We start from the raw sequence: 25,338 nt of genomic DNA on the forward strand, positions 1-25,338 counted from the left end.
ATTCCTCATCTGCAATTCACATTGCAGGCTCGATGCAACTCATCGAAAAGGGAGAATAGGCAAATGGCAACGAAGAAGGCAGCCAAGAAGGCACCTGCAAAGAAGGCGGCAAAGAAGGCCGCGAAGAAGAAGTAATCGGTACCAAACAACAACAAGGCAACGTTGAAGGGGACGCTTAAAGCGTCCCCTTCAACGTTTTGCGCGAGATGTGGAAGAGAGCATACGGGCCGCTAGAATCAATATGTTTGAAGGGATACCGAGATGACGCGCCGCCGCTGGATTGCCGAGCATTGGGATGAAGCCACAGCCACTTTGACTGGAGCGCAGGCTGAGCACCTGGCGCGCGTGCTGCGTGCGCAGCCGGGGATGGAGGCCGATGTGGTTGCCGGTGGGTTTGTGTTTCACGCGGAGATTGCGGCGGTTTCACCTGAGGAGATTCGTTTCAACTTGCTTACGGAGCTTGAGGCTGATCCGGCGCTGCCGATTACGCTGGTGATTTCGATCTTCAAGTTTGACCACATGGAGTGGGGCATTGAGAAGGCGACGGAGTTGGGCGTGACCACGATTGCGCCGGTGATTGCGCGAAGAACAGAGAAGCACCTGGCGCAGGCTGCGGAGAAGCGCGTGGAGCGATGGCGGAGGATTGCGCATGAGGCGGCGAAGCAGTCGCGGCGATCGGATGTGCCGTTGATACTGGAGCCGCAGCCGCTGGCAGAGCGAGTGAAGGCTGCCGGCAATGATGTGATGCGTATTGTGCTGGCGGAGCAGGAGCGCGGTGTGACGCTGCGCTCGGTACTCGAAGAGGCGATGAGTGCGTCTATCAGCGAGATGCCGAAGCTGGAGCTGGCCTTTGGTCCTGAAGGCGGATGGGCTCCGGAGGAAGAAGCGCTGTTTGATGCGAACGGTTGGCGCGCGGCTTCGCTCGGTCCGCGGATACTGCGCGCGGAGACAGCGGCGATTGCGGCGTTGGCTGTGGTGGGATCGTTTCTTGAATAAGCGCCATTAGAGATTAGCGAAGCGTAGAAAGAATCCTGCGAGTACGCCGCCGATGAGTGGGCCGAGGACTGGAATGGGTGCGTAGCTCCAGTTTGAGCCGCCTTTGCCGGGGATGGGCGCGAGTGCGTGAACGAGGCGAGGGCCGAGGTCGCGTGCAGGGTTGATGGCGTAGCCTGTGGTGCCGCCGAGCGAGAGACCTATTCCCCAGACAAGGCTGGCGACGAGCCATTGGCCGACTCCCGCAACGGGGCCGTTGGTAGAGACTCCGCGTGAAGAGATGGCCGCGGCAACGATGATGAGCACCGCGGTGGCGATGATTTCGCTGAGTAGATTGAAGGGCGTTGTTTTGACGGCGGGAGCGGTGCAGAAGATGCCGAGCTTGGCGGACGGGTCGGGCGTGTGACTCCAGAGCGGCCCGTAGTGGAGCGCCATGAGCGCGGAACCGGCGATGGCGCCGAGCATCTGCGCGGACCAGAGCGAGAGAAGCTGAGAGAAGTCTCCTGAACGGACAGCGGATGCGAGCGAGATGGCGGGATTGAGGTGCGCGAAGGCACTGCCGCATGCCTGCGCGACGAGCACACCGCAGAGGACCGCGATGCCCCAGCCGGTGGTGATGACGAGCCAGCCTGAGTCAGCGGCGTACGACTTGCGGAGGGTGACGCCGGCGTTGACGCCGTTGCCGAGCAGAATGAGAACCAGCGTGCCTAGAAATTCGCCGAAACAGACAGAATGCATTTGCGGTTGTCCTCTTTTTGCGTTGAGGAATTGAATTCAGGATCGCAAGGATTCTCTACTGTCAGACGTAGATTCGCCAAGGTCCTTTGCGGACGGAGATGGCGTTTTGCGCATCTTGTGCGATTACGGATGTGATTGCGGTGGTAAGACAGCAGCGTATTTTGGCCAGTTGGTGAGCAACTCATTTACGACGGTGTGGCCGACGGTGTAAGCGGCTTCAAGCGAGAGGAGATAGGCGCTGTAGGTTCCGATGCGCTGCTCGGCGAGACTTTGTGCAGCAGTCATGCGGCGGGGCTGGCGGTCGAAGTTGCTGACGGTGCGGAGGACGAGGATACGCGACCAATCGACGCGGCCCGCGTTGGCGAGGAAATGCAGCGATTGAAGCGTGCCGGTGTCTTCCATAGCGGTGGTGGCGAAGTCTCCTTTGCCGGCGGTGAAATAGCGTGTCCATTCCGTGGCCCATGCGTCAAAGAGCTTGCCGTGCCAGTAAGTGGAGGAGGAGACTTCGTCGCCGAGGGTGACGAAGGGAGGTTTTTGCGCGGCGGCTCCGTCAAAATTTGAGCGGACTTGTTTGAGCTTGTCGGTGTCAGCGAGTGGAGCGTCTTTGGTGAGCGCGAAGGCCCACTCGGCGAGGTTGCTGTTGAGCTCATACATTTGTCCGGGGAGGGCGACGGCGGGTTGTTCATAGGGGCGCGTCTTGCGGAGAGGAATGAAGCCGGTAGACCAGTCAGGTGGAATTTCACGCGCGTCGATCTCATAGGCGAGATCGCCATCGATGACCCAATGCGCCCATGCGGCTGAGCCGAGAGAGACACGATCCGGGCTGCCGCCGGCAATGCCTGCGACGATCCAGTAGGCGTGGGAGAGATCGAAACGTGGATCGAGGCCGAGAGCCATGATGGTTGAGGCTGCAGAGGCGGTTCCCTGGCCGGTGAGGATGGCCATTTCACCGCGGTCATTCATGCGCGCGGCGTGATACGCGGCAGGGAGCGGATAGATATGGTTGAGATGATCGCGTTCTACCCAGTACTGCAGTTCTCCGGGCTGGTCGCCTGTGTCCTCGCCGACTTCAAACATGGTGACGATTACGACTTTGACTGGAATGGGAGCGGGACTTGGCGCGGGACCTGGCGCGAGACCGGGCGCGAGACCGGGCGTGGATTGTGCGATGACCAGGCAACAGGAGGCGAAGAGAGCACCGGCAAAGAGTGCGCGAGTAAAGTGGGGCAAGATTCGGCGAGTCATGGCTGCGATGGTAAATGCGATAGTAGGATGGGTAAAAACAAATACGAGGGATACGAGCGATGAGACGATTCTGGCTGACAGTGGCGACGATGGCAGTTTGTGCGGCAGCAGGAGCGCAGCAGACGGCTACGCATAAGTGGACGATCGTGGTGCATGGGGGCGCTGGTGTGATTCAGCGCGTGGCGCTGGGGCCGGAGGGAGACAAGGCCTATCGCAAGAGCCTGGAAGAGGCGACGATGGCGGGCGCGAAGGTTCTGGATGCCGGCGGCACGGCGCTGGACGCGGTGGAGGCCACGCTGAAGGTGATGGAGGACGATCCGCTTTTCAACGCTGCGCGCGGGGCGGTTTTCAGCGCCGAGGGACACAATGAGCTTGACGCCTCCATCATGGATGGCGCATCGCTCAAGGCTGGAGCCGTGGCTGGCGTGATGCACACGCACTACCCCATCAGCCTGGCGCGGGCGGTGATGGACAAGTCGCCTTACGTGATGATGATCAGCACTGGCGCGGATAACTTTGGCGCCAAGGTGGGTTTGCAGCAGGTGGACAACAGCTTCTTCTTCAGCGAATCGCGTTGGCAGGCACTGGTGAAGCAGTTGAAGCAGGAAGGCAGGCCGGTTCCGCCGCGTCCGGCAGGCGCGCCGCCGGAGCCGGGCAAGACTGTACCTGTGGCGTTTTATTACGACGAGGCTGCTGACCCGCGCAGCCACGGAACGACGGGTGTTGTGGCGCTTGACCGCAGCGGCAATATTGCCGCGGGGACTTCTACTGGCGGAATGCAGGGCAAGATGCCGGGACGCGTGGGCGACTCGCCGATTATCGGGGCGGGTACTTACGCGTCGAATCAGTCCTGCGCGGTTTCAGCGACGGGTTCGGGCGAATACTTTATCCGGCTGGGCGTGGCGCGGGAGATCTGCAACCTGGTGCGGTTCAAGGGAATGAAGATACAGGATGCGGCGGATGAGGTGATTCATCATGAGCTGGAAGCGCTGCATGGTGACGGCGGCGTGATTGCGCTTACGCCGGATGGACAGACTGCGTTCAGCTTTAATACGCCGGGAATGTTTCGCGCGCGGCTGACGGAGGGCGGAAAGATTACGGTGGGGATTTATAACGACGAGCAGTGAGGGCGTGGAATGAGCACTTCAGTTAGTCCAATGCGCGTGCGCTTTGATGAATACAGCATGTGGGTCGATCTGAGTGATGGCCGCGTTCTAGGTGTGCCGCTGGCGTGGTTTCCGCGGCTGGTAAACAGCACTCCGGAGCAGCGAGAGCAGGTGAGGCTCAGCAGCCGAGGTCTGCACTGGGAAACGCTGGACGAAGATATTTCCGTTGCAGGATTGCTACAGGAAACTCTGATGAGTGCAAGGAATCCCCTCGGGGGCTAAAGCCCATTCTTATTTTTCGCGAGCTTTTCGGCACGACTGAAGTCGTGCCCTGATACAAAGCTCATTCAACTAAAAGCGGAATGGAACAAGGCTCTAAAGCAAAACGGACCGGCGATTGCCGGTCCGTTTTGCTTTGTGTGTGAATGAGGTTAGCGCTGGGCGCCAGTGGCGGCAGGAGCTTCATTGCGCGCCTGCGCTTTCTGCGCCTGGACCTTGTGAGAGTTGTCTTCGAGCGTTTGTGCCTCAGGCAGGAAGGTAAGAGCCTTCTGAATCATTGGATCCCAGTCGGCGAGAACGCGCAGGCCGGCAACGGAGCCGAACTGGGTGCCCAGAACGTCATCCTTGATATTGACCTTGATCCAGTCGAGATTGTCGGTGATGTCCTTGTCGGTGTACTGCACGCCCTCATTGGTGAGGTACTGCTTGAAGCTGGCGATCACGGAATCGTCTACCTGGAAGTTGCGGTCGACGGAGGCGTGGGTGGAGAAGTAGAACGGCGCGTAATGGAAGAAGACGTTGTGGTACAGAACCTCGTCCTGGAAGTGATCGGACTTGGGCGTTTCGATCTTTTCGTCTGGCGTGATTCCGCCTCCGCCATAGACGGTGCGGCCGGAATCGGTCATCTTCACTTCGCGGTTGTTGCCGTCAGCGGCGCCGGCGTGATTGAAGTAGTAGTCGTAGAGCGAAACGCCTTCGTAGTTGCGCTGAATGAGGCGGCCGGATGGCGTGTAGTAGTGATACGTGGTCAGCGCAAGGCCGGTGTTCTCGCTCAGGTTGTAGACGGTCTGCACCAGGCCCTTGCCGAAGGTGGTTTCGCCGACGATGAGGGCGCGGTCATGATCCTGCAGCGCGCCGGAGACAATCTCCGCGGCTGAAGCAGTGCCACGGTTGACGAGAACGACAATGGGAAAGGTCTTGCCGCCGTTGCCGTGCGTGGCAGTGTAGTTCTGATCGGGGTATGCTCGCCCGCGCTGCGAAACAATCGTCTGTCCCTTGGCGAGCAGATGGTCACAGATCTCGACAGCCTGGCTGAGCAGGCCGCCGGGGTTTCCGCGCAGATCGAGAACGAGCCCCTTGAGATTACTGAAGCCATCGACGGCGTCATCGACCTCCTGTGCGCTGGTTTCCATGAACTGCGTGAGATGGACGTAGCCGATGCCGGGGCGGATTTCGTACTTGAGATCCACGGAGGGATGCGGAATTTCGTCTCGGACGAGATCGAAAACGAGCGGCTTGGACTGGCCGGCGCGCGACATGCTGACCTGCACGTGCGTGCCCTTGGGGCCTTTCAGGTTTTTGGCCACAGAGTCGGAATTGCTGATGACGTTGGGATCGTTGCCGTCCGGGCCAACGGTGACGGGCTTGCCATCCACGGAGACGATGACGTCCGCGGGATGGATGCCTGCGCGGAAGGAGGGAGTGCCCTCATACGGCGTGATGACAATGACCTGATCCTTGCCGGTTTTGGGATCGCGCTGCTGCTGAATCAGCATGCCTACACCGTAGTAATGGCCGCGCTGATCCTCGCGCATCTTGGCATAGGACTTGGGATCGTAGAAATTGGAGTGCGGATCGAGGGTCCGCAGCATACCGGGGATGGCGCCGTCGTAGATGGCGGCATCCGCCTTGTCGCCGGTGATGGGCTCGGCGTAGTTCTGCTCCACGAGAGAGTAGATATTTGTGAAGGTCTTGAGGCTGTCGCGGATCTGGCTTTCATCCTCAGAGGATTGCGCGCGGACACGGCGCTGGAGCATGGAGCCCAGAACGGCGCAGACGGCGAAGAAGAGGACGACGGAGAAAAGAGCCCGGCGGGCGCGGGGAGTCATACGTTGCTGGAACCTCCGGGCGCAAGCTGAGGCACGGGCCACAGTGTGGCCCGCCACAGCATGAGCCGTGAGCTAAAGTATAGCACCGGCTTTATGGACGCCGCGGCAGGTGCGACGGTTAGCAATGCGGCTTCCAAACAGATTTTGAGATATATGCGGGCCGCGGCCCGCATATTGCCGGTAGTGTCTCAGAATTTGAAGAAACTGCCACAGGGGCTAAAGCCCGATTTCATTTTTATGGCCGTTTCGGCACGACTAAAGTCGTGCCCTGTTACAAAGCAATTCAAATTGAGACACCGCCGTATTGCCGATTCTGCTCCGCGATGGCTCTCCCGGCATTTACAATGACGTCTATAAGACAGGTGATTCCATCTGTGCCTGTTATGTGCCGAATGATGACATTGAGATTGCTTCGTATTCCCGCGGTGTCTGCGTCCATGCTCTCTATGGTTGGCGCCATGCTGCTCGCTGTTCCGGCCTTTTCGCAGGCCAAGCCCGTTGCCGAGCCGGCCAGCCCCTATGGCGGCGCGACCGTGGAAGAGATTGTTGCCCGCGTGAACGACCAGATCATTACGCGATCCGACTATGACCGCGCGATGAAGGAACTGGACGATGAAGGCCGCCAGCGTGGGTTGACCATGCAGCAGCTCTCGGAGGCGCATAAGGATCTGCTGCGCAATCTGGTCGACCAGCAGCTTTGGCTTTCCAAGGGCAAGGAGCTGGGAGTTACCGGCGACACGGAGCTGGTCAACCGGCTGAACGAGATTCGCAAGCAGTACAACCTGGGTTCGATGGATGACCTGCAGAAGGCGGCTCAGGAGCAGGGCGTGTCCTTTGAGGACTTCAAGGCGAATATCCGCAACCAGATTATTACGCAACAGGTGATGCGGGACGAAGTGGGCCAGCGCATCCACATTACACCGGGCGAGGCACAGCGCTATTTTGAGGCGCACAAGCAGGAATATGTGCAGCCGGAGAGCGTTCATCTGAACGAGATTCTGGTTTCGACCGGTACAGGCGATGCGGACGAGGCGAAGATCGCAGCGGCCAAGGCTAAGGCAGACGATATTGAGACCAAGCTGAAGGGCGGCGCCGATTTTGCACAACTGGCGCGCACTTCAAGCGAGGGGCAGACGGCGGGCGAAGGCGGCGAACTGGGCGAGTACAAGCGCGGCGCTCTGGCTAAAGTGCTGGAGGATGCAACCTTCGGCCTGAAGGCGGGGCAGTACACCGAGCCGATCCGGACACGGCAGGGCTACGTGATTCTGAAGGTCACGCAGCATACCACGGGGGGCGTACCGGAGTACAAGGACGTTCAGGGCCAGGTGGAAGAATCGTATTATATGACCAAGATGGAGCCGGCCATGCGCGACTATCTGACCAAGATGCGCGAGGACTCCTACGTCATTGTCAAGTCAGGCTACGACGATACGGGCGCGACGACGAACAAGCGGATCAATCCTATCGCCTACTCGACATATACTCCCCCGGTTCCGAAGAAAAAGAAGCCGGTGGAGCGCACGCGGTTCCGCGAGAACGCGCATTTCCGTCAGAAGTCGCCGCAGGTCGTGAATGCTTCGGTGACCACGACTACCCCCGCAGCCGCGCAGAAGGCCGCGCAAGCTGCCGAGAAGCCGGGCAAGAAGGAAAAGATTCGCTTCGGCAAGGCTCCGACGAAGACGCTGCCAACAGCCGCTGCGGCAACTCCGACGGAAGATGCAAACGGAGCTACCGGAGCAACGGCAGCCACGGCGACAGCTGGCACGCAGGTAGCGCAGAATGCCGAGCCGGATAATCCGCTGGAGCAGGCTGCACCGCAGAAGAAGTCGCGCTTTAGCGATCGCGCGAAGCTCCCAAAGCAGCCCAAGGCCACGGCGACATCGCTGAAAGACGCGCAGACTCCTGACGCGCCAGAGGCGAGCGAGGTGGCGGATCGTCAGACGCAGTCACAGCCGCTTGGTCTGGGTGGCGATACCGCGAGCAAGAAGAAGAAGAATGACAACGCTACGGCGGGCGAGAAGACGCGCTTCAGCCAGCGGAAGCCGGACGATCCGCAAAAGGCCGGCGAGCCTGCGCAGCCCACGCCGATTCCGCAGGCGCAGGGTGCGGCAGCGGCACAGCAACAGCCGGCTCAGGCTCCCGCGCCGGCACCGCAGCCGCAAACTCCAGCGCCGGCACCGCAACAGTAAGAGCGAGCTTGCTGCAAAGGCCCTCAGTGCGCTGAGGGCCTTTGCTTTTTGCGATGCTCTGCCTCAGGCCGGTCTTGTGCTTTATCCTTCCGTAAAGATGAAGACATTGTTTGTTTCCGATCTGACTTCGATGCGCGAGGGAGATTCCGTCGAAGGCTTCTTCCTGGTTCTTGAAAAGCAGCAGCGTACGGGTAAAACCGGAAGCTCTTATTTCGCCATTCGGCTGGCGGATAAAAAGGGCGACGTCGAGGGCCGCATCTGGAGCCCTGCCGATGCTGAGATCAAGGAGTTCGAGAAGGGCGAAATCGTAAAGATACGCGGTACATATAGCCCTTTCAACGATAAGCCGCAACTGAAGGTCGATAAGCTTCGTGTGGCCAAGCCGGACGAAATAGATAAAGCCGATTACCTGCCTGCGACGACGTACGATGTGCCTACGCTTTGGGCGGAGCTTGAGGGCTTTGTGGCGAGCTTTACGGAGCCGCATCTGAAGCTGTTGGTTGAGACTCTGCTGAATGATGAACGAATTGGCGGCAAGTATCGCGAAGCTCCGGCGGCCAAGCAGTTACATCATGCATGGCTGGGCGGGCTGCTGGAGCATGTGGTGAGTCTGCTCAAGCTGGCTGATCGCGTGGTGCCGAATTATGCGATGCTGAATCGCGATCTGGTGCTGACGGGCGTGATTCTGCATGACATCGGCAAGGTTCGGGAGCTGGCCTGGGAGTCGGGCTTTGAGTACACGGTTGAGGGTGTGCTGCTGGGACATATCCAAATGGGATATGAGCTGGCGGCGAAGACGATGGACGCGCTGCCGGATTTTCCGCCGCGGCTGCGGACGCTGGTGCTGCATCTGATCCTGTCGCACCACGGCAAACTTGAGTTTGGCTCGCCGAAGCTGCCGATGATCCCTGAGGCGCTGGCGTTGAGTTTTCTGGACGATTTCGATGCGAAGATGATGGCGGTGCAGCAGGAGTTTGAGAAGTGCGCTCGCGAGGGCAAGGCCGCGGATGAGATGACGGGGAAGGTTTGGGCGCTGGATCAGCGGCAGATGCTGAATACGAAGGGGTGGCTGGGTCAGAAGTAGTTAGCGGGCAGCATTTGCTGGTGAAGGACGCGGACTATCAGTATTGCGTCAGGTTCAATGATGTAGAAAACAGCGTGCCGACCCACTTCGATTCGGCGAAATTCTGGACGAGTCGATTCGCTTTTTCTTCCTAGTAATGGGTTTTTCCGGATACGCTCAAAGCATTTGTCCAGCTCATTCATGTACTTTGCAAGCTGGCGCTGACCCCACGTGTTCCATGTGTGCTCTGCGATCTGTTCGAGGTCAGTATCTGCATCTTTAGAGAATTTGATTACGAGCATATTTATGCTCGTTTTGCCGGCAATCCGTATTTCTTACGGATCCGTTCCATGGTGCCTGGCCTGGCAACTCCGCTGGCAAGACCAGAGGCCAGCGCTGTACGAAGGGCAATGAGTTTTTCCTCGTTTTCCTGCTCATCGCGTTCCAGCAGGCGCAGGGCTGCGCGCATGACTTCACTAGCGTTGGCGTAGCGGCCGGCTTCAACCTTTGTCATGACGAGCTGGTCGAGTTCGGGAGTTAGGTTTACGTTGCGCGTAGGCATGTGATACCTCCCGCTCAGTATATGTAGATTGGCATACTTTGCCAATCTGCATGGTCAGTCTATGAACCAGTCCCACTGGTCTTTGGTTAAGGGGACTACGGAGAGCCGGCCGATTACTACCAGTGGAGAGTCTTTGAAGAGCGGCTCGGCCTTGATGGCGGCTAGTGTTTTGGGTGTCTTGAGGCGCTTGCCTACTTTGACTTTGACGATGGGAACTTTGGGGTCGGTGGGATCGATGCTAACGACTGAGCCGGTGCCGACGGCGGTGCGCTCGTCGCCGGTGTGGTAGAAGATCCACCTGGTTCCGGCTTTCATTTCGCGCAGGTGCTTGACGGCGGTGGGATTGGTGACGTTGTCCCAGATGGTTTCCTGATCGCGGAGAAAGTCGTCGAAGGAATAGACCTCGGGTTCGGTTTTGAAAAGAAAGTAAGCGGGCATGGAGAGATAGTACGAGGGATAAGGGAAGAGGGACAAGGGACTAAACAACTAGAGACTAAGGGACTCTAGGGACTAAGGGACTGGGGAAGCGCCAGGAACGAGGGATAGAAAGGCTTCGCTTTTTGTTTGCTGGTTTGTACGGTGGTGCGGATTTATGCACTAAAATCTTGTAAGTGATTGATTTTAATATGCTAGATAGCGTTTATTGGTGTTTACTTGTCGGTACATAGACATCGAGAAAGTGGTTACTTTTTAGAAAAAATTGTTTTTTTCCTTTTTTTGTGGCTGGTCTAGAGCATTTCTCCTCTTGCTGTGGAGCGATCCCACCCTGGCCGCTAAAACAAATACGCGGCCAGGGTGGGGCGTCCGAACTTTATATCTTCGGGAGAGATGCTTTAAATGGAAACAGCCCGATTCCTGAGAATCGGGCTGCTCTGCCTGCTGATTCTTACTATGGCACAAACACCCTTAATTGCATGCAAGGGTTTTCCACATTTTGAAGATTTATTTTTCGGGTTGCGTGGGGAGCGGCCGGTCGGTCCAGAGAGCTTTGTCGGCAATGGACTGGACGGGATAAAGGCGTCCGGCGAGAAGCTGCTGCACCTTGGGCTGGTTGGTGTCCTGCGCGAAGAGCCACTTGCGTTCGCCTGTGCCCCATTGCCGGCGGAGTTGATCTTCACTGAGGAAGATCTTTGGCGCGTCAGGCCAGCAGGAGCCCCAGAGAAGCGAGGAACCTTTGCCGAATGGCGAGCAGGGCTGCATGACGATATCTGCTGGCTTCCTGAAGAAATTGTGCGTGTAGAAGATGACTGACGAGGCGTCGGACTGGTCGCCGTAGATGATGAAGGTATCGGCGGGCGTGCCTTTGGCAAGAATGGTGTCGGCCAGTTGCCTGGAGCTGAGCATGGGCTCAAAGCGCGCAAAGGCGATGTGCGCGGCGACGAGAAAGATGGCTGAGGTGAGAGCGAGCGTTGTGGTTGCGCTCAGGTGCTTGCGCCTGAGGCGCAGCCACCAGCTCACTGCCGGGCCGATGAGCAGCGTGACGGCAGCCAACGAGGCGGGCAGGCGCAGCGCAGCGAAGGAGGCCGTGGTGAGATCGAAGAAGTGCGATGTTGCAAGCGTATAGCCGCCTACATCGCGGTGGGCGAGAAGTGTGCCGATGTCCGCAACGAAAGGAAGGTTGCGCGACTCCCACAGGCCCCAGCCGAGAGCCAGCGCAATCAGCACTCCCACCACGGCAAAGACCGCCTGCGCGATGGTGAGCCAGTTGAGCGAGAGCAGCGGATGGCCTTCGTCGCTACCGCGGCGTTCTTCGGTGTTGGCCAACAGGCCCGCGATGAGGATAAGCAGAGCAGGCCACGCGGGGAAGGTGTAGTACTCCTGATTGGTTGAGAGCGAGAAGAAGAGCAGGACGAAGGCGGCGTAGAGGCCGAGCAGCCAGTTGGTGCGGACGCGGAACTTGAGCCGCGTGACATAGGTGGCGACGTCTTCACGGGCGGCGTGGTCGAGATAGAAATCGACGGTCTGGCCGGCATCGCGGCGCAGGTGCTGGAGCCATGTGCGGCGCGTGCGCCAGGCCACGATCGCGAGCGCAGGCAGGAACAGGCTCCAGGGAAAGAGCCAGACCAGATGCGCAAGCCAATACACGGCTACAGGCATGCGGTTGTAGTCGTGCGGCCAGCGTGTGCCGAGGAAACGGAAGACGTGCTCGTTGAGGAAATAGAAGTACCAGAAGCCGTGGACGTTGCCGGGTGTGGGAACATTGCCGACGGGATGGCCCTGATCGGGATTGGCCAGGCCGGCGAGGATGTGCCACGGCGCGGCGATGGCGAGGAATAACAGGAAGCCGGAGAACGGCTTGAGATCGCGCCAGCGGCGCCACTGTCCGCTGAGCGCGAGCAGTGGAATGGCGGCGGCGAGGAAGAAGATGGGCGCGATGAGGCCCTTGGTAAGTGTGGCGAGCGCCAGCGCGGCCCACATCCCGTAGAAGCGGATAGGACGCTGGCTTTCAAGTCCGGATAAGAAGCTGTAGAGCGCAAAGAGCAGCAGGAAACTCAGCAGGGCTTCGGGGATGGAGAAGCGAGTCCAGAGAAACGGTCCAACGGCGGTGAGCACGCCGAGAGCTGCATAGAAACCCGCACACCGGCCCCAGGCACGAAAGGCCCACAAATAGGCGATCCAGGCGCAGCCGAGTACGGCCAGGGAGTTGGAAAGGTGCGTGGAGAAGACATTTTCACCAAAGACGCGGTAGAAAGCCGCGGCGAGCCAATAAGGCAGCGGCGGTTTTTCAAGATAGCGGATGCCATTGATATGAAGCGTGACCAGATCGCCGGTCTCGGCCATGTATTGCGCAGCCTGGGCATGGCCGGCGTCTACGTCATCCTGTAGCGGCGGTGTGAAAAGAGAGGCAAAATAAACGGCGGCGAAGACGATCGCCAGAACGAGCCAGGCGGCAAGCGGGGAAGGCCCGGAGCGGGTTCGATTTTCTTGCTGAGCGTATGTTGTCATTGCAAAAAGTGCAGCTATGTCAGGATAACAAGGTTATCTGCGCATGGTTCTGCAATGGCGGACGGGAAGGGCAGGCCTTATGAAAATTTATGCGGCTTTGCGTTTGACGGCTTTTGCTTTGACCACTCGGACTTCGAAGGCGATGCCGTCTGCTTTCCGCAGGTATGCGATCAGATCGAAGAGATTGCGCGCCTGGGGATTGCCGGTGGCGCTGAGCATGCGCATGAGGCTCTTGGGCGAGCGGTTGAGGGCCTTGCCTGCGGCTATGAAGCCTGTTGTGCCGTTGATGTATTCGCGGAGCATCGATTTGGCGAATTCAAGATCACCTGCAAGCAGGTCATCGATAATTCCCTGAAGGAATGCACGGCGGTATTCTTTGTTCCGTAATTCTTCCATCACGGACTCGCGAAAGCTACGCGTGAGGGCCATTTGATGCTCCTTTCTTACGTTTCTTGTATTCATCCCAAAGCTGTTTTGCCAGCTCAATATCATCCTGTTGCCGGCGTTTTGTGCCACCTGCGAGAAGAATCACGATTTCCGATCCGTCCTGACCGAAGTAAATCCTGTATCAGGGCCGAAGTCGAGACGCAATGCAGAAATTCCGGCACCTTCCGGCTTTACGATCGAGAAATTTCCCTGTCCCAGTCTAAAGACTGCGCGATCGATTCTGGTTCGAATGTCTGCATCGCAGTTCGTGAGCCATTTGCGATAGTGATTCCGTCCGCTTGCATCAATGTACTCACGTACCTCGATCATTTTTCAATGGTAACGCGCATGTTACCGGTTGTCGAGTCGTTTTTCAAGAGGCCGAGCGGATTATCCGGTCAGTCAATTTGCGCCTTGTTTTGCAGGTTGCAGAAATGCAACGGAGGTCGTGTATCTTCGTGTGAGAAGAGCACTCCCTCCGAAGATGCCTACATTTGCAGCGATAGATATTGGATCAAACTCCTGCCGGTTGAAGATTGCCCGGGTTGTCGCGCACCAGCTCAAGACGGTGCATGAGGACCGCGAGGTGACTCGGCTGGGATCGAGCGTGTTTGAGTCGGGGTTGATTTCGCCGGAGGCGATGGCGCTGACGCTGCGCGCGCTGAAGCGGTTTCAGAGGGCGGTGCAGGCTCATGCCGCGGACGAGACTCGCGTGGTGGCTACGGCGGCGCTGCGGGATGCGCGCAATGGCGAGGCCTTTCAGGCGTGGGTGAAGGCGGAGACGGGCTGGAGCCTGGAGATCATATCGGGCCTGGAAGAAGGACGACTGATTCATCGCGGCATTATGAGCGCGGAGCCGGGCGTGAGTGGCCGGGTGCTGCTGGTGGACCTGGGCGGTGGAAGCTGCGAGATTACGCTGAGCGAGCATAAGCGGATCAAGGAAACGGTGAGTCTTCCGCTGGGCGCGGTGCGGCTGACGGAGGGGTTTCTGACGGCTGATCCGCCGGCGGCAGAGGGGCTGGCGCAGATGCGGCAACTGATCGGGCGCGAGCTGCGGCGGGCGAGGCGGAAGATTACGGTCGAACGGGTCTCACTGGTGATTGCCACGAGCGGCACGGCGGCTGCGCTGGCGGAGGCGAGCGCGGCGGTGGCCAAGGCGGGCAAGGCATCGGTGAAGAGGCTGGTGCATGGGCCGGGAGTGGCTCCCGCGCTGCTGGTGCGGAAGCTGGCGGCCAGGCTGGCGAAGATGCCGCTGCAGGAACGCGAGACGATGCCGGGGATCGGGCCGCGGAGAGCGGAGATCATTATTGCCGGGGCGCTGGTGTATGCGGAGCTGCTGGAGCATTTTGCGCTGCCGGGATTTCGGTACTCGCCGCTGGGGCTGCGGGATGGGATTCTGGCGCAGATGCTGGCCGAGCAGGATACGAGAGCCAGCAGCCATGTGGAGTTTGAGCATGAGCGGTGGGAGAGCGTACTGGCTACGGCCAGGCGCTACGGCGTGGACCCGCGGCAGGCGGAGCCGGTGCGGGCACATGCGATCCAGCTATACCGGGACCTGAAGACTCTGCATGAGCTGCCGGGCGATTACGAACACTGGCTGGCTGCCGCGGCGTTGCTGCGCGACACGGGCAAGTTCATTAACCACCAGGGACACCACCGGCATACGCAGTACATCATTTCGAGCTCCGAGATGTATGGATACACGCCGATGCAGCGGACGATTGTGTCGGCAATTGCGCGGTACCAGGGCAAGAGCCGGCCGGGGCCGGAGGACCGGGCGCTGAGGAACATTCCGACGGAAGAACACCGGAATGTGCATCGCGCGGTGGTGCTGCTGCGGCTGGCAATCGCACTGAACCAGGACCGGGCGAGCGACGTGCTGAAGGTGACCGCGAAGATCTATCCGAAGCGGGCGTACCTCGAGATCCGGCCGGGGCGGACGGGCGCGGAGCTGGAGCTCTGGTCGCTGCGGAAAGAGGCGGATTACTTCCGCGAGGTCTTTGGCCGCGAGCTCTTTCCGACGCTGGCGTAGATATTCCGGATAAGCCGCGGATCGATGAGCCAGTGGAGCTGCGCCGGATGGCGGTTGAGATCGATGCGGGCGATGGCTCCTTTGCGCAGACGGAGACTGGCGCCGCCGTTGCCGGTGACAAGCTTGCCCATGAACTCAAAGAGATTGGGATTGTGGCCGACGGCGAGTACCCCTTCCGTGTTGGAGTACTCGGCTAGAAAAGCCTGAAAGTCGGTGTATTTGCCGTCGGGCGCGAGCGCGGGGTTAATTTCGATCTTTGCTTCGTGGCCCAGCTCGGTGGCGACGAACTGCGCGGTCTGCAGGGCGCGCTTGAGCGGGCTGGAGACAACGGTGTCGATCTGGACCTTGAAGGCGCTGAGGGTGCGGGCCATGAGAACGCATTGTTCCTTGCCGTCTTTTACGAGGCCACGCCTGGCGTCGAGTGAAGGGTTCGGCCGGGGAAGGCCGGCGTTGGCGTGGCGCATAAGGTAAAGAATCATAGAGAGCCGTTTCGGCGGGGTCGGTCGGAGACGCCTGCGCTAGAAAGCTGATTTTAACATTTCTGTAACATTACCGTCCGGCTCGATACGTGGAAAATATGCGGCCTACAATGAGAATTGTGGCGACACTGCTGAATTCGCCTTCCCGGACGGCTGGTTTGCGCCTCGGCGTGCCGGGTGGGCCGCTGCATCTCTGGCATCTGGCCAGCCTGGACGCGCCGACGGTGGCGGCGGTGTGGGCGTGGGCCTTTGCGTGGGCCGCGCATGTGAGCCTGCCGGTGTGGATGACGGCGGCGCTGGCGCTGATCGTGTGGACTATCTACATTGGCGATCGGCTGCTGGATGCGAGAGCGGGGCTGCGGACACCGCCGGCGCATGAGTTGCGGGATCGGCACTACTTTCATTGGCGGCACAGGCGGGTGCTGCTGCCCGCGGCTGTAGTGGCTGGTGTGGCGGCCGCGGGGCTGGTGATTTCGCGGCTGCCGGCGCGGAGTGTGCGGCCGGATTCGATTGTGGCGGCGGCGACGCTGCTGTGGCTGACGGGTGTGCATACGCGGCGGAGGATGTTTTCCCGCGCTACCGTGCATTTGCGCGAGTGGGTGGCAGAGATTGTTGTTGGCGCGCTGTTTGCGATTGGATGTGCGCTGCCGGTTTGCTCGCAGGTGGGCGCGGCGCATAGTTGGCAACAGTTTTTGCGGCTGCCGCTGGCTGCGATTGGGATTTATGCGGCATTGGCCTGGTTGAATCTTCACGCGATTGCGGTGTGGGAGTCGCAGCGGGCGGTGCGTGTGCGTGGGGCGGCGGTGGGTCTGGCGGTTGTAGCGTTGTCTTTGGTTGTATTTTGTGCGCCGCGGTCTGCCGTGCTGCTGGTTGCCGCGGCGGGAGCGGCGCTGCTGCTGGCGCTGCTGGATTGTTTGCGCGGACGGATTGCACCGCTTAGTCTGCGCATGGCGGCGGATCTGGTTTTGCTGACGCCGGCGGTGTTTATTGCTGAAAAATACCTCAGGGGCTAAAGCCCAGTGCTTTTTCCTGGGTATTGCGGCACGACTGAAGTCGTGCCCTGTTACAAAGCCGGTCCGATTTGGGTTTTTCCGCAAGCTGTGAAGTCGTGCATGGTTACAAAGCTGGTCCGATTTGAGTTTTTCCGCAGGTTGTGAAGCTATGCCTGTTACAAAACAATTCAACCTGAAAGACTGCGAAGTGGCGGCCTATACGGCTCCAAATTTCGATCGGCTGGCCGGCGCTTACCGCTGGATGGAGTGGCTCAGCTTTGGGCCGCTGTTGCAGCGGTGCCGGTGCGCATTTTTGGGTGAGTTGAGGACGGTGCGGCGCGCGCTGGTGCTGGGAGATGGCGACGGGCGGTTTACTGAGGCGTTGCTGCGTGTCAACTTCGAGGTGCGGGTCGATGCTGTGGATGCCAGTTCTGCGATGCTGCGGGCTTTGGTGGAACGCGCCGGAGCGGATGGAGGACGGGTGCGAGCGATTGTGGCGGACATTCGTTCCTGGCGGCCGGAAAACGGTGATGTCTACGACCTGGTGGTAAGCCATTTCTTTCTGGACTGCCTGACGGCGGAGGAGGTTGAGGCGTTGGCCGGCTCCGTCAGGTTGAGTCTGGTGAGACGGGGCCTGACGGAGGGTGCGCAGTGGGTTGTCTCCGATTTTGCTGTGCCGGAGGGTTGGGCTGGCCGGCTTGCCGGCCGGCTGCTGGTTGGATTTTTGTATCGTGCTTTTGGGGTGTTGACGGGGCTGCGCATCCGGCGGCTTCCGGATCATGCGGCGGCGCTGAAGAGTGCCGGGTTTGTGATGGAGCGAAGGAGAGAGATGCTATTTGGGCTGCTGTTCAGCGAGGTGTGGCGCGGTTAGGTGGTGGTGAGGGTTTCGGTGACGAGGTCGTGGATTTTCTGGTTGACGTCACTGGCGCTGATGAAGAAAGGCGCCTTGAGGCACTCGATGCTGAGCTGCTGCGAGTCTGGCGAGTAGTTCCAGGCGACTTCGACGCCCATTTTGGAGGCGGAGCCGGAGTTTCCTGAGATGGGGATGCCGGCGGAGCCAGCCTTTTGCTGGAGGACGGCGAACTGGGCGGGCGAGATGTTGTTGAAGAGCTGCGGTGTGTTGGACATTGGATTCTCTCCTTTTACACGATAGTTGAGAGTTGTGATTTGTCGGGTTGTGACACGCGTCCGGTTCTGTATTCGCGTCGGTAAATTACAGATAATTTGTCGTTCAGGTGGAAATTTTCTCAGAAAATTCCTTCCAGACGCCGAGATTCAAGGAGCGGGTCAGGGGTTTATTCTCTTTTTTCGCTTTCTCCGGGAGCACTCGTATGTGCAAAGAGAGTTCATGGGAGTTCCTTTTGTGGAGATAATCAGTAAAAAACAAAGACCGCCAGCCCGAAAATGGGATGGCGGTCTTTTGTTTTTCCGATCATTTCCAGTGTGACATAAAGCCAATAAATTATGTGCAAAGTGGACGAAGTTTTTTTCTCTTTAGAATCAGTGGGTTATAAAGTATTTTTGGCTGAGAGGCTTGACAGGGTTTTCGATAAGAACATACCGGGCAGACTACGCCGTTTGTTCCAGTTCCATTCGAATGGACAACCTTCTGAAAGATCACAGGCGCCCTACCCTCGCGAGTTCTCGCAGCTCCAAGCTAAAAGCCGGCTGCTAGCTCTTAATCCCGGTCTGCAAAAGCTGCGAAGCCAGCCCACACAACGCCTGCTGAAACAGCTCTCTGACCGCATCCGCCGTCCAGCCCGCAGCCTTCGGGCCGCCATACGCCGCCAGCAGCGCCGCCGTCTCGCCCGCCGGAATCCCCGCCACAGCCCGCAGCGTAAAGATCACACGCATTCCGGCAGGCAGGCTCTCCAGCCAGGTCCGCACACGCTCCCTGTCCGGCCCGGCAATCGCCCGCTCGAACTCCTCGCCATGCTCGCTCGCCGCATCCAGATCGTCGTCCTCAATGCAGGTCTGCGCATGTTCCAGGCCTTCCGGAGCCGCCAGCGCATCCGCATCCCGCGCCGAAATCTGCGTCAAAGCCTCGCGCGCCAGCACCCGCTTGCTGCTCAAGCCCGCCTGCGCCGCATTCTGGCAACAGGCCACCTCGGAGTCGGCAATCGCCGCCTCTACAAGCTGAATGCTCTCTTCGCCCTCGCCCACCAGCATGGAAGCAATGCTGTAGAGCTTCGCCGCAATCAGGTCGAACATCCCGTCCTGGCCCTCAAACGCGCGCTCCACCGTCGCCTCGTCCTTCTCTTTGCCGTCCAGCAGGCTCGACATCGTGCGCTTGAACTCCTCAGCGCCCGCCGGAACCGGCTGCGACAGATCCAGAATCGAATCCCCCATCGAATTCCCGCTCTCAGTTTCCTTGGTCATCTCGAAACGCTCCTCGCCAGCATGATCAGGAGTGGGGCCTGTCTCCTCCATCCTCAACCCGCCAAGCCCTCAAGTCAAACATCGTCGCTACGCAGGCCGCTTTTGTTTTTATCTCTTCCTTTTTCCTTTGTCCCTCTGTTCCTGTCTTATCCCATCTTTTCTCATCCCCTTAACACCTTTAAGCCCCGCATCCTGTTAGCTAGTAACTCAAGACCCGAACGCGTTAGACTTTCACATCACCGGCGCAGGTGCCATTCCCATGCCAAAGACCACACCCCGGCAAAAGCTCTTCAACGGCCGCGACGAATCCTGGATGCAGTTCAACCGCCGCGTCCTTGAAGAAGCCGCCGACTCTGCAAACCCGCTCCTGGAGCGCGTCAAGTTCCTCGCCATCACCGGCTCCAATCTCGACGAGTATGTCGAGATCCGCCAGGCCAGCCTCATGCAGCGCATTGAAGACGGCGGCCGCGAGCCCGGTTACGACGGCCTCATCCCCGAGGAATCCCTCACCGCCCTCACCCGCGCCATCCACACCTTCGTCACCGCGCAGTACGAGTGCTGGACCACGCAGCTCCTGCCCGAGATGCGCAAGCAAGGCATTCGCCTTCTTAAGTGGAACGAACTCGACGAAACCGCACGCGCCTTCGCCCAGAATTATTTCCAGCGCGAAGTTGATCCGCTCCTCACGCCCATCTCCATCGATCCGGCGCACCCCTTCCCGCGCGTCCTCAACAAAGCTCTCTGCCTGGCGCTTCTTCTCCGCCTCAAGCGCAAAGCCTCCGGCCCGCAGGTTCTCGGCGTCGTCACCGTTCCTCGCGCGCTGCCACGCTTCATACGCCTGCCCTCCGAGCAAGGCAAATACGACTACCTGCTTCTCCAGGACCTCATCGCGCAGAACCTCTCCCGCATGTATCGCGGTTATGAAGTCCTGGCCAACGCCGCCTTCCGCGTCACCCGCAACTCCAATCTTTACTTCGAAGAAGAAGAAGCCCGCTCGCTCCTCGAAACGATTCGTTTCGAGCTCCACAACCGCCGTAAAGGCGACGCCGTGCGCCTCGAAATCGAAACCGGCGCGCATCCCGAAATCGTCGAGCGCCTCCGCGTCAACTTCGAGCTGGATGAAGATCAGGTCTTCTCCACCGATGGCCCGGTGAATCTCTCGCGCCTCTTCTTCCTCTACTCAGACGTCCAGCGCCCCGACCTCAAATACTCCTCCTTCACGCCAAAGCCCCTCACGCTCTCCCGCAAATCCGCCAACATCTTTGAAGAGCTGCGCCAGCGCGAGATCCTCCTGCACCATCCCTACGATTCCTACGATCCCGTCGTCTCCTTCATCCAGCACGGCGCGCACGATGACCGCGTCCTCTCCATGAAGCAGACCCTCTACCGCACCAGCTCCGACTCGCTCATGTTCCAGGCCCTCATCGAGGCCGCGGCCACCAAAGAAGCTACCGTCGTCGTGGAGCTCATGGCCCGCTTCGACGAGACCGCCAACATCCGCTGGGCCCGCTCCATGGAAGACGCGGGCGTCCAGGTCTTCCACGGCGTCGTCGGCCTCAAAACCCACTGCAAGCTCGCCATGCTCGTCCGCCATGACGAAGACGGAGTCACACGCCGCTACTGCCACCTCGGCACCGGCAACTACAACCCCGTCACCGCGCGCTTCTATACCGATCTCTCGCTCCTCACCTCGAACGCCGAGATCGCCGAGCGCGTCCACACCGTCTTCAACTACCTCACCGCGCACGCGGAGATCGACGACTACCGCCCACTGCTCGTGGCCCCGCTCACCATGGCGGAATCCTTCCTCGGCCTTATCCGCCGCGAAGCCGACCATGCCCGCGCCGGCAAGCCCGCGCGCATCATCGCCAAGATGAACGCGCTCCTCGAACCCAGCGTTATCGAAGCACTCTATGAGGCATCCCAGGACGGCGTGCAGATCGACCTCATCATCCGCGGCCTCTCCATCCTCAAGCCCGGCGTCAAGGGCCTCTCGGAAAACATCCGCGTCCGCTCCATCGTCGGCCGCTTCCTGGAGCACTCCCGCATCTTCACCTTCCTCAATGGCGGCGCAAGCCCCAGCGAAGCCGAAGTCTACATCGGCTCCGCCGACTGGATGCCCCGCAACCTCTTCGAGCGCTGTGAAGTCGTCTTCCCCATCCGCGATGCCGCCGCCAAAGCCCGCATCCAGAACGAGATCATCCCTGCGCTCCTCGCCGACACCGTCAAAGGCCGCCTCCAGCAACCCGACGGCGTCTACCTGCGCGTCCATGATCTCTATAAAGACGCCCCCGCATTCTCCAGCCAGGATTTCCTCATGCAGTTCGCCGAGGGCAAATCCGATCTCTCCGAAATCCCTCCACCTTGCCCCAAAATCGGAGCCCACCACGGGGCGCACCACCATAGCGACCACAACGGAGCAGACTCTAACGGCCACACCGCCCCCGAACCCGCAGCCTCAAAAGCCCCTGCAAAGCGCTCCCCCAAAGCCGCAGTCCTTGCCGCCGACTGATGGCCGTTATGTAGATAAGATCGTGTCACCCGCTCAGGATGGCAATTTTGTGGGGTGTGGGCGGAGTGCTGTCCCACCCTGGCGGCAAAGACAAAGACGCCGCGAGGGTGGGGCATTCGGCATGCGGTGGCGTGTAAGATGGTGCTCGATCAAAATTTGTGTGTGGGAGTTTCCGGTGCGTCGATTTCGCTTCTCTGCAGTGTCTCGTTTGGCAATTGCTCTTTTCTCTGGTCTGCTGATGGCGGGTGTTGCCGATGCAGCTTCTACTCCGCACATCTTTCAGCGGCCTGCGCTGAGTAGAGACCTGATTGCTTTTGCGTATGCGGGCGATTTGTGGACGGTTCCGAGAGCGGGTGGGCGCGCGACGCGGCTGACGGTGGGCGTGGGCATTGAGACTGCGCCGATTTTTTCGCCGGACGGGCAGACGATTGCGTTCACGGGCGAGTATGACGGCAATACGGATGTGTTTACGGTTCCGGCGACGGGCGGCGTGCCGTTTCGCGTAACGTATCACCCGGCGGCGGATGTGGCGGTGGCGTGGACGCCGGATGGGGGAAGCATTGTCTTCCGCTCGAACCGCGATTCCGCGAGCCGTTATACGAAGCTGTACACGGTGCCGGCCAAGGGGGGCGTGGCGAAGGTGTTGCCGCTGCCAATGGCGGCTCAGGGCGTGTTTTCGCCGGATGGGAAGGCGATTGCTTACTCGCCTTTTACGCCGGCGTTCGGGTTCAACTACACGAGCTTTATTTCGTGGGGCAACTATCACGGCGGGCTGGCGAGCACCATCTGGATAACGACGCTGCCGGGGCTCGATTCGGAGGAGATTCCGCATGACAAGTCGTCGGATTTCTTTCCGGTGTATGCGGGCGGCAAGGTGTATTTTCTCTCCGGACGCAAGGGACATACGGCGATCTTTGCGTATGAGCCGGGATCGAAGGCTGTAAAAGAGGCGCTGGCGAACGATGGTTCGGATATTCGCTCACTGGCGGGCGAAGGCAACACACTGGTGTACGACCAACTGGGCGAGATTTATCTCTTTGACACGGCTACGGGCAAGAAGACGATGGTGCCGATTGAGGTGGATGCCGATTTGCCGGATGTGCGGCCGCGTATTGTGAGCGTGGCGGAGCAGGTGGAGAATGTGACGATTTCACCGACCGGTTTGCGCGCGGCGGTGGAAGCGCATGGAGAGATTTTTACCGTGGCGGCGAAGCATGGGCCGACGCGGGACATTACGAATACGCCGGGTGTGATGGAGCGCGAGCCCGCATGGTCACCGGATGGGCTGTCGATTGCGTACTTCTCGGATGAGAGCGGGTTGTATCAACTGCATGTGGCGGGGCAGTTGGGATCGAGCGTGGCGGGTGCGCCTGCGGTGAAGAAGTTTTCGCTGGGGAATGAGCCGGCGTACTACTTCAACACGCAGTGGTCGCCGGATTCGAAGAAGATTTTGTTTCACGACAATCGGCTGAACATTTACATGCTGGACACGACCGACGGCAAGCTGGCGACGGTGGGCGCGAAGAACGTGTATGGCGGCTTCTCAAACACGAACTACGAGGTGGCGTGGTCACCGGATTCGAAGTGGGTGGCTTATCCGCAGTCCATGCCGAACCATCTGCATGCGATTTTTCTGTACAACGTGGAGACGGGCCAGTCGACGCAGGTGACGAGTCAGATGGCGGAGTCGACGACGCCGGCGTTTGATCGCGATGGCAAGTATCTCTTCTTTACGACGAGTACGAATGCGGGCGCGACTTCAAACGGGTTGGATATGACGAGCGACCTGTACGAGGTGACGAACAACATTTATGCGGTGACGCTGGCAGCGGATACGGCTTCTCCGATTGCGCCGGAGCTTGAAGACGAGAAGGCTGACGATAAGAAGAGCGACGACAAGAAGGCGGATGCGGATAAGAAGCCTGATGCCGGCGCAGATGCGAAGGCTGATGCGAAGGATGGCGACAAGAAATCCGATGAGAAGCCAGGCGGCAAGGATGCGGTGAAGCCGATCAAGGTGGATCTGGCGGGGATTCAGGATCGCATTGTGGCGCTGCCGCTGCCGGCGAGTGTGTATGCCGGGCTTACAGTTGGATTGAAAGGGAGTTTGTATTTCCTGGAGGCGAATGCTTCAGGGAGGTTTGCCGATCGTGGATTGACGCTGAACCGCTGGGTGCCGGAGGACCGCAAGACGGAGAAGCTGGCTGAGCATGTGACTGGCTTCGATCTGTCAGCGAATGGCGAAAAGATGCTGGTGGGAACCGGGCCCAGTTGGGCGATTGTGCCGAGCGGCGTGCCGGTGAAGCCGGGCGACGGGGTGCTGAACTTCGGCGATTTGAAGGCGCGTGTTGAGCCGCATGCCGAGTGGGCGCAGATGTACCACGAGGTTTGGCGGATTGAGCGGGCTTATTTCTACGACAAGAATTTCCACGGCACGAATACGGTGGCGGATGAGAAGCGGTTTGAGCCGTATGTTGCGTCGATTGCTTCACGGGCGGATTTGAACTACATCTTCCAGGAGATGCTGGGCGCGTTTTCAGTGGGTCATCTGCGCGGGTTCGGCGGGGATATACCGGCGGCGAAGCAGGTTCCGGGCGGGCTGCTGGGCGCAGATTACGAGATCAAGGATAACCGCTACTGCGTTAAGAAGATTTACACGGGCGGCCAGTTCAATACACAGGGGAAGGCACCTCTGGCACAGCCGGGACTGAATGTGGTTGTGGGTGAGTGCATCCTGGCGATTGACGGGCAGGACCTGACGGCGGCGATTGACATACAGCAGCCACTCGAGGGCACGGGGGGGAAGACCGTGAACCTGCGTATCGGCGCCGCAGATGGGTCTCATGCGCGCGACATTACCGTTCAACCACTCATCAGCGAATCAATCCTGCGCAATATCGACTGGATCGAGGGGAACCAGGCGAAGGTGGATAAGCTTTCAGACGGCAAGCTGGCGTATGTGTATCTGCCGGATACGGGCGGAGGCGGCTTTACGAACTTCAATCGCTACTACTTTGCGCAGACGGACAAGAAAGGCGTGGTTGTTGATGAGCGATTTAATGGCGGCGGGCAGGTGGCGGATTACTTCATCGAGGTGATGAAGCGGCAGGTTGAGAGCTACTGGGCTCCGCGCTACGGCACGGTGGAGCATACGCCGAATGCCGGGATTTATGGGCCGAAGGTGATGATTGCCAATGAGACTTCCGGCTCGGGCGGCGATGCGCTGCCATGGCTGTTTAAAGAGGCGAAGCTGGGGCCGCTGGTGGGCAAGCGCACGTGGGGCGGACTGGTGGGCATTGGTGGAATTCCGGTGCTAATGGATGGAGGACGCGTGACTTCGCCGAGCGTGGCGTTCTTCTCGCCGAAGGGTGAGTGGGATGTGGAGAACCATGGCGTCGATCCGGATTACGAGGTGGAGCAGGATCCGAAGTTAGTCAGCGAGGGGCATGATCCGCAGTTGGAGAAGGCTGTGGCGCTGGCGCTGGAGGAACTGGCGAAGCATCCGGTGGATACGAATCCGGCGCGGCCAGCTTATCCGAATTATCACAAGTAGTGCCGCCAAAGAACG

General features: G+C 59.6%; 21 protein-coding genes. 10 read left to right on the forward strand and 11 right to left on the reverse strand.

Going from position 1 to position 25,338, the window contains the following annotated elements; genetic code table 11:
* The first annotated feature begins 261 nt into the window (after nucleotides 1–261).
* Entirely contained in the window at nucleotides 262–996 is a 735-nt protein-coding gene (locus ABSG47_RS07920) for a 16S rRNA (uracil(1498)-N(3))-methyltransferase (RefSeq protein ID WP_424168606.1), read from the forward strand.
* A gap of 6 nt (nucleotides 997–1,002) precedes the next feature.
* On the opposite strand, the gene ABSG47_RS07925 is transcribed toward ABSG47_RS07920, so the two are convergent.
* Both ABSG47_RS07925 and ABSG47_RS07930 read right to left on the reverse strand, forming a co-directional pair.
* Complete coding sequence (locus ABSG47_RS07925; protein WP_424168608.1) at nucleotides 1,003–1,731, reverse strand: MIP/aquaporin family protein; 729 nt, start codon at nucleotides 1,729–1,731, stop codon at nucleotides 1,003–1,005.
* 123 nt (nucleotides 1,732–1,854) lie between these two features.
* On the reverse strand, nucleotides 1,855–2,976 hold the full coding sequence (locus tag ABSG47_RS07930) for a purine nucleoside permease (protein ID WP_424168610.1): 1,122 nt from the start codon (nucleotides 2,974–2,976) through the stop codon (nucleotides 1,855–1,857).
* Nucleotides 2,977–3,035: 59 nt separating this feature from the next.
* On the opposite strand from ABSG47_RS07930, the gene ABSG47_RS07935 reads away from it, so the two are divergent.
* Nucleotides 3,036–4,103 carry an isoaspartyl peptidase/L-asparaginase family protein gene (locus tag ABSG47_RS07935; protein ID WP_424168612.1) on the forward strand — a complete coding sequence of 356 codons (1,068 nt, stop codon included), beginning with the start codon at nucleotides 3,036–3,038 and terminating at the stop codon, nucleotides 4,101–4,103.
* Between the two features lie 9 nt (nucleotides 4,104–4,112).
* Nucleotides 4,113–4,364, forward strand: coding sequence for a DUF2442 domain-containing protein (locus tag ABSG47_RS07940; RefSeq protein WP_424168614.1), 252 nt, complete (start codon nucleotides 4,113–4,115; stop codon nucleotides 4,362–4,364).
* 149 nt (nucleotides 4,365–4,513) lie between these two features.
* On the opposite strand, the gene ABSG47_RS07945 is transcribed toward ABSG47_RS07940, so the two are convergent.
* Nucleotides 4,514–6,190 (reverse strand): S41 family peptidase, encoded by a 1,677-nt coding sequence (locus ABSG47_RS07945; RefSeq protein ID WP_424168616.1) that lies wholly within the window; start codon nucleotides 6,188–6,190, stop codon nucleotides 4,514–4,516.
* Nucleotides 6,191–6,591: 401 nt separating this feature from the next.
* Here ABSG47_RS07945 and ABSG47_RS07950 point away from each other — a divergent pair, with 401 nt between their 5' ends.
* Nucleotides 6,592–8,379: a peptidylprolyl isomerase gene (locus ABSG47_RS07950; RefSeq protein ID WP_424168618.1), complete on the forward strand. Its 1,788-nt coding sequence runs from the start codon at nucleotides 6,592–6,594 to the stop codon at nucleotides 8,377–8,379.
* 97 nt (nucleotides 8,380–8,476) lie between these two features.
* Nucleotides 8,477–9,463, forward strand: a complete 987-nt coding sequence (locus ABSG47_RS07955) for a 3'-5' exoribonuclease YhaM family protein (RefSeq protein ID WP_424168620.1) — start codon at nucleotides 8,477–8,479, stop codon at nucleotides 9,461–9,463.
* Here ABSG47_RS07955 and ABSG47_RS07960 read toward each other — a convergent pair.
* The 5 genes from ABSG47_RS07960 to ABSG47_RS07980 form a co-directional block, all read right to left on the reverse strand.
* The gene (locus tag ABSG47_RS07960; protein ID WP_424168622.1) at nucleotides 9,454–9,744 is read right to left on the reverse strand and encodes a type II toxin-antitoxin system RelE/ParE family toxin; all 291 of its coding nucleotides are present in this window, start codon (nucleotides 9,742–9,744) and stop codon (nucleotides 9,454–9,456) included. The genes ABSG47_RS07955 and ABSG47_RS07960 overlap by 10 nt on opposite strands.
* A 2-nt stretch (nucleotides 9,745–9,746) precedes the next feature.
* A complete protein-coding gene (locus ABSG47_RS07965) occupies nucleotides 9,747–10,004 on the reverse strand; it encodes a type II toxin-antitoxin system ParD family antitoxin (protein WP_424168624.1) in 258 nt (85 codons plus the stop codon).
* Nucleotides 10,005–10,058: 54 nt separating this feature from the next.
* Entirely contained in the window at nucleotides 10,059–10,478 is a 420-nt protein-coding gene (locus ABSG47_RS07970) for an EVE domain-containing protein (RefSeq protein WP_424168626.1), read from the reverse strand.
* Nucleotides 10,479–10,946: 468 nt separating this feature from the next.
* Nucleotides 10,947–12,950 (reverse strand): ArnT family glycosyltransferase, encoded by a 2,004-nt coding sequence (locus ABSG47_RS07975; RefSeq protein WP_424168628.1) that lies wholly within the window; start codon nucleotides 12,948–12,950, stop codon nucleotides 10,947–10,949.
* Between the two features lie 87 nt (nucleotides 12,951–13,037).
* A complete protein-coding gene (locus tag ABSG47_RS07980) occupies nucleotides 13,038–13,379 on the reverse strand; it encodes a helix-turn-helix domain-containing transcriptional regulator (protein WP_424168630.1) in 342 nt (113 codons plus the stop codon).
* A gap of 481 nt (nucleotides 13,380–13,860) precedes the next feature.
* Here ABSG47_RS07980 and ABSG47_RS07985 point away from each other — a divergent pair, with 481 nt between their 5' ends.
* A complete protein-coding gene (locus tag ABSG47_RS07985; RefSeq protein WP_424168632.1) occupies nucleotides 13,861–15,408 on the forward strand; it encodes a Ppx/GppA phosphatase family protein in 1,548 nt (515 codons plus the stop codon).
* Here ABSG47_RS07985 and sixA read toward each other — a convergent pair.
* Nucleotides 15,360–15,887 carry a phosphohistidine phosphatase SixA gene (gene sixA, locus ABSG47_RS07990; protein WP_424168634.1) on the reverse strand — a complete coding sequence of 176 codons (528 nt, stop codon included), beginning with the start codon at nucleotides 15,885–15,887 and terminating at the stop codon, nucleotides 15,360–15,362. The genes ABSG47_RS07985 and sixA overlap by 49 nt on opposite strands.
* Nucleotides 15,888–16,006: 119 nt before the next feature.
* Between sixA and ABSG47_RS07995 the strand changes: the two genes are divergently transcribed.
* Nucleotides 16,007–16,900, forward strand: a complete 894-nt coding sequence (locus ABSG47_RS07995; RefSeq protein WP_424168636.1) for a hypothetical protein — start codon at nucleotides 16,007–16,009, stop codon at nucleotides 16,898–16,900.
* Between the two features lie 148 nt (nucleotides 16,901–17,048).
* On the forward strand, nucleotides 17,049–17,750 hold the full coding sequence (locus ABSG47_RS08000) for a class I SAM-dependent methyltransferase (RefSeq protein WP_424168638.1): 702 nt from the start codon (nucleotides 17,049–17,051) through the stop codon (nucleotides 17,748–17,750).
* On the opposite strand, the gene ABSG47_RS08005 is transcribed toward ABSG47_RS08000, so the two are convergent.
* Both ABSG47_RS08005 and ABSG47_RS08010 read right to left on the reverse strand, forming a co-directional pair.
* On the reverse strand, nucleotides 17,747–18,007 hold the full coding sequence (locus tag ABSG47_RS08005; protein WP_424168640.1) for a hypothetical protein: 261 nt from the start codon (nucleotides 18,005–18,007) through the stop codon (nucleotides 17,747–17,749). The two genes, ABSG47_RS08000 and ABSG47_RS08005, sit on opposite strands and share 4 nt — an antisense overlap.
* Before the next feature lie 543 nt (nucleotides 18,008–18,550).
* Nucleotides 18,551–19,258, reverse strand: a complete 708-nt coding sequence (locus ABSG47_RS08010) for an RNA polymerase sigma factor (protein WP_424168642.1) — start codon at nucleotides 19,256–19,258, stop codon at nucleotides 18,551–18,553.
* A 259-nt stretch (nucleotides 19,259–19,517) separates the two neighbouring features.
* Between ABSG47_RS08010 and ppk1 the strand changes: the two genes are divergently transcribed.
* Complete coding sequence (gene ppk1 / locus ABSG47_RS08015; RefSeq protein ID WP_424168644.1) at nucleotides 19,518–21,770, forward strand: polyphosphate kinase 1; 2,253 nt, start codon at nucleotides 19,518–19,520, stop codon at nucleotides 21,768–21,770.
* A 199-nt stretch (nucleotides 21,771–21,969) separates the two neighbouring features.
* Nucleotides 21,970–25,323 (forward strand): S41 family peptidase, encoded by a 3,354-nt coding sequence (locus tag ABSG47_RS08020; protein WP_424168646.1) that lies wholly within the window; start codon nucleotides 21,970–21,972, stop codon nucleotides 25,321–25,323.
* The last annotated feature ends 15 nt before the right edge of the window (nucleotides 25,324–25,338 follow it).

The sequence above is a fragment of the Occallatibacter sp. genome (assembly GCF_049510455.1).
Taxonomy (GTDB): Bacteria; Acidobacteriota; Terriglobia; order Terriglobales; family Acidobacteriaceae; genus Telmatobacter.